This is a genomic window from Pontibacterium sp. (assembly GCF_041587635.1).
Taxonomy (GTDB): Bacteria; Pseudomonadota; Gammaproteobacteria; order Pseudomonadales; family Balneatricaceae; genus Pontibacterium.
In genome coordinates this window covers 1-3,931 of record NZ_JBFGYC010000390.1, presented here as the reverse complement: position 1 = coordinate 3,931, position 3,931 = coordinate 1, and the positions used below count along the sequence as shown (strand labels likewise).

At 49.1% G+C, this 3,931-nt stretch carries 3 protein-coding genes; 1 reads left to right on the top strand and 2 read right to left on the bottom strand.

Annotated features, from left to right (window positions below; all coding sequences use genetic code 11):
- On the bottom strand, nt 1–1,818 hold a 1,818-nt coding region (locus ABYW01_RS16100), incomplete at its 3' end, for a DUF4347 domain-containing protein (RefSeq protein WP_372834619.1).
- A 600-nt stretch (nt 1,819–2,418) separates the two neighbouring features.
- Nucleotides 2,419–3,321 carry a cupin domain-containing protein gene (locus ABYW01_RS16095; RefSeq protein WP_372834617.1) on the bottom strand — a complete coding sequence of 301 codons (903 nt, stop codon included), beginning with the start codon at nt 3,319–3,321 and terminating at the stop codon, nt 2,419–2,421.
- A gap of 115 nt (nt 3,322–3,436) precedes the next feature.
- On the opposite strand from ABYW01_RS16095, the gene ABYW01_RS16090 reads away from it, so the two are divergent.
- The gene (locus ABYW01_RS16090; protein ID WP_372834615.1) at nt 3,437–3,826 is read left to right on the top strand and encodes a hypothetical protein; all 390 of its coding nucleotides are present in this window, start codon (nt 3,437–3,439) and stop codon (nt 3,824–3,826) included.
- Nucleotides 3,827–3,931 lie beyond the last annotated feature (105 nt).

The window sequence follows — 3,931 nt, the reverse complement described above, 5'->3', positions numbered from 1 at the left end:
TTGGTGGTTTTGTCCATCCGACTGATTCAGGGCGCTGCTGCTCAGACGAATATAGATGGGTTCATCCACATCAAAGGTCAGCGTATATTCGGAGGATTGATTGCTGCCATCGCTGACGGTAAAGCGGAAATTGCTATACCCGGAACCAAAGCCATTTTCGGCAGAGGTATATCTCAGCTTGCCCGCTGCAATATCGGTTTGGGTTATGCTGATCAAGGAAGTGACTGCAGAACCGTTAAATGTCAGTTCACCCGGTGATGGCAGGGATTTAAGGACAACCGCATCCAGTGTATCGCCATCAACATCGGAAAAATTGAAATCAGCAACGGTGAAAACATATTCTCCGGCACCGTTAAATGACACCGTATTATCAGCCGAATCTGGCGTGGTCGATGGCCCCTCACCCTGCACAGTATCAAAGGTGAAATCCGTTTGGCTCTGCAATATCCGGTCGCCACCGTCCAGATAAAACAGGTTAAAGCCCATAACACAGACACCATCAGGTGCTGAAATGCTATAGCGGCTGCTTATGCTGATCTGTAACGTCTGGCTGGCTGTGCCACTAAACTGGTATTCGGCAATATCGACGATATTTCCACTCGCCTGATCGGCAAGCTGGGCTTCGAGGATATAGGTGCCGGATGTCGCAACATTGATCGTTACCTGGCTGGTCAGCGTTGCGGTGGTTTCATTGATGCTAACAGCCGTTAACGCTGAATCGCCCAGTGAACCATGCTCCTGTGAGCCGCCATCAATCAGCAGCTGACCCCAGTCAACCTGCGCTTTCCAGATCGGACTCTCAGGATTCGGATTGTCTGCATCTACTTTGACCAGAATATCATTCGCCCCCTGCTTTATCAGGGACAGATCAGAGACCTCAAAGGTGGTCGTGCTCCATTTTCCATCAACACCTTTCAGGCTGCCGAGCAACGTGCCGTTAAGATAAACCTCATCCAGCTCACCCTGCTCTTCGTCGATATCACCCGCATAAATTGTCAGGTGTGCACGGGTGGTCGGCAAGTCTCCGTCTACGTTGATGGTGAATTCGATAGGGTCACTGGCATCATGTTGCTGATCGAGTTCACCCGCTGCCGTGGTGGTGATATAGGTCGCACCGGTCAGCAGCCCGTCATAAGACAGATCTAAGGTGGCTGCTTCAATATCACCCGTGCGGGATTCCAGCTGCCAATCCCCTCCTAACGCTTCAGCGCCGGTCAGATCATCAGAGGCCGCGACATCCGCTCCGGTGAGGGCCGCAATACTGGCTAGCAGGCTTTGACCATCGTTACTGGCGCTCAGATTGCAGCCATATAACATCAGGTCGCCATCTGCACTGAGGGCATTGCCAATGTTCGCCAGCGCATCAGCATGCTGATTCACCGTCTCGGCGGTCAGACTATCAGCGCCCAGCTGAAACAGGTTATCGCCGCCGTGGCTCAGAATATGGATAGATTCGAGATTGTTGAAGTTCTGAAGAGATTCAGCCAGACGCGCCAGCCCATTTTCACCCGCAGGGATGACCAGTACGCTGTAATTGTCGGGGATCTGCTGCAACAAGGTGTCATAATTTTCCACCCCCTGATCTATTACGATCAGGTTTGCACGATCACGCTCTGCCGGTGGCACCAGCTCAGCCAGATTGTCCAGCAGAGCATTATCCTGGGTGTCAGCAGCATTGATGACGACCTCGGGTAAAGAGGCCTGGACAGCGGTATCCACAGCAGCCGCATCAAACATAATGCGCTGCTCAAGTGCTCGGAACAAAGGCTTACGGGAAAGAACCCCGGATACTGCTGTTTCGTCCTGTTTCTTCATCATCTTCAGTTCCCTTTAATAAGCGTATCCATCCGTATACAACAGACGCGGCAGGTCCACAGAGCAAAAGAAGCCCTAACGACGCTTATTTAATCTTGAATATCTTAATTCGAAGTTGTTGCAGGAAGTGCGAAGGGAATGCTCAGACGTGTAAAACAAGCAATCCCTGCACGTTACATTCCTAATGGGTTATCACTGGCAAATATTAACTGTCAGTTACTAACCACAGATAAAACTCATTAATCATTTTTCAGTTTGCGAATAACACAAGCTTCAACTAGCCTGAGTAAGCGACATTTAACGCAACTAAAATCTGGAACCGCCCCAAATTCGGCACAATTCACATGTCAAAATTTAACCTATCATAATGAATTAGACGTTACTTTTATACTTCAGTTTTTGAGTAATAGATCTATTTATAATTGACTAATCACTCATTTACTTTAAGTACTTAAGGAGCGTGTCTATAAAGCTTATTTAACCTTTATAGACACCATTCGCATTTCGAAATAATTCTTTAGCCTGCCCCCAGTCAAACTATAATTAAATATAGAAAACAGGCTGTCTATCATGGCAATAAAGTCACAATTCATGAAATAAAGATTATAAACGGCTCTGTTTTCTCACCGCTCCCGGCGTTTGTCCGGTCACCGAACGAAATGCCTTACGGAAGGCTACCTCTGAGTTATACCCGCAGGCCTCGGCTATTTGCGCAATCGAATCATCGGTACTGCTTAATAGATCGCTGGCCTCACGCATCCTCCATTCGGCGAGATAACGCATGGGGGTTTTGCCCGCCAGGTCTCGAAAGCGCTCTGAGAACACGGAGCGACTCATCCCAATCTCACGCGCCAAGCGTTCAACACTCCAATCCTGTGCAGGTTGTTGATGGATGAGTGATAACGCCTGACCGATCTGCGGATCAAACAACGCCGCCAGAACACCTTGCGCAAAACCCTGTTCAATCTGGCTGCGTAGGACATGCACAAACAAGGCCGCTGATAGCTGATCCACTACCGCTTTACTCCCGGCATGCCCTTGCTGAAGTTCGCTGATCATCAGCTGCATCAAGCTATGGGTCTGGCCCAAGCGATGGGTATCGGTCAGATCCAGCACAATCACCTTCGGTAAGCTATCCAGCAAAGGCCATAAACTTTGACTGGCGAACTCGAAACTGCCACAGGCCAACGTCGTCATCGGCAGCGCCGGATCCGGCTCGGGTATCTGGTTATACACCACCTGCGCGGGTAACGACTCCTGGTTACACAGCTGGTGCGCATGATCATGGGGAAAAATCACCAGATCACCTGCAGTTAACAAACGCGGAGCCTCCTCTGGCATATGCAGCCAACTCTTGCCTCGCTCCACCAGATGAAACGGCACCTTACGGCTACCCGAGGTATCAACCGCCCAGGTGCCACAAAAATCAGCATGGACATACACCTCCGCTTTTAAGCGTAAGCGCTGCAGAATCAGACTCAGTGCATCATTACCGGGCAAGTTCATATAAACCCCACAAAAATACGAATGACTATAAATTATGGATTTTAAGGCATAGTTCGTCTCAACCCTAACGCTTAAAGTTGATCTCGTAAACATCAACACGGCTTAGGAGCTCAACATGAAACTGCTTAAACCCTTCTTACTCATGGTCTCTCTTGTAACCGCTCTGTTTCTCGCACCTTTTGCGGCGGCAGGCACACCGGAAACGCGCGAAGACGGCGTCACCGTTATTCATTTGGATCAGTACAACGGTTATTTTGCCGCAGAGGAGACCATTGCGGGTCTTAAAGCGGGAGAGTATGAATTTGTCATCACCAATAAATCCGGCAAGCTGGTTGGCTTCCAGATTCAGAACTTTAAAAGCCATGAAACACTGGACATGTTTCCACTGGAACCCGGTCAGCAGCGCACCAGCCGCGTTACGATTACCGAAGACGGTGTACGTTACCGCTGCCCGATTAATCCAACACCGTGGTATGACCTGGATAATGTAAAAGCAGCATCCTAAAAACGATTTGGTTTCGTTGAATGGATAGAAAGGTGTGGTTGCTAAAACAACCACACCTTTCTCATATTTAGGGCGAGAGATAGAGGATATACAGATTGTTCTGAT

Excerpts from the sequence above, each read along its gene's own strand:
- ABYW01_RS16095 (WP_372834617.1), bottom strand. The coding sequence starts at position 3,321 with ATGAACTTGCCCGGTAATGATGCACTGAGTCTGATTCTGCAGCGCTTA.
- ABYW01_RS16090 (WP_372834615.1), top strand. The coding sequence starts at position 3,437 with ATGAAACTGCTTAAACCCTTCTTACTCATGGTCTCTCTTGTAACCGCT.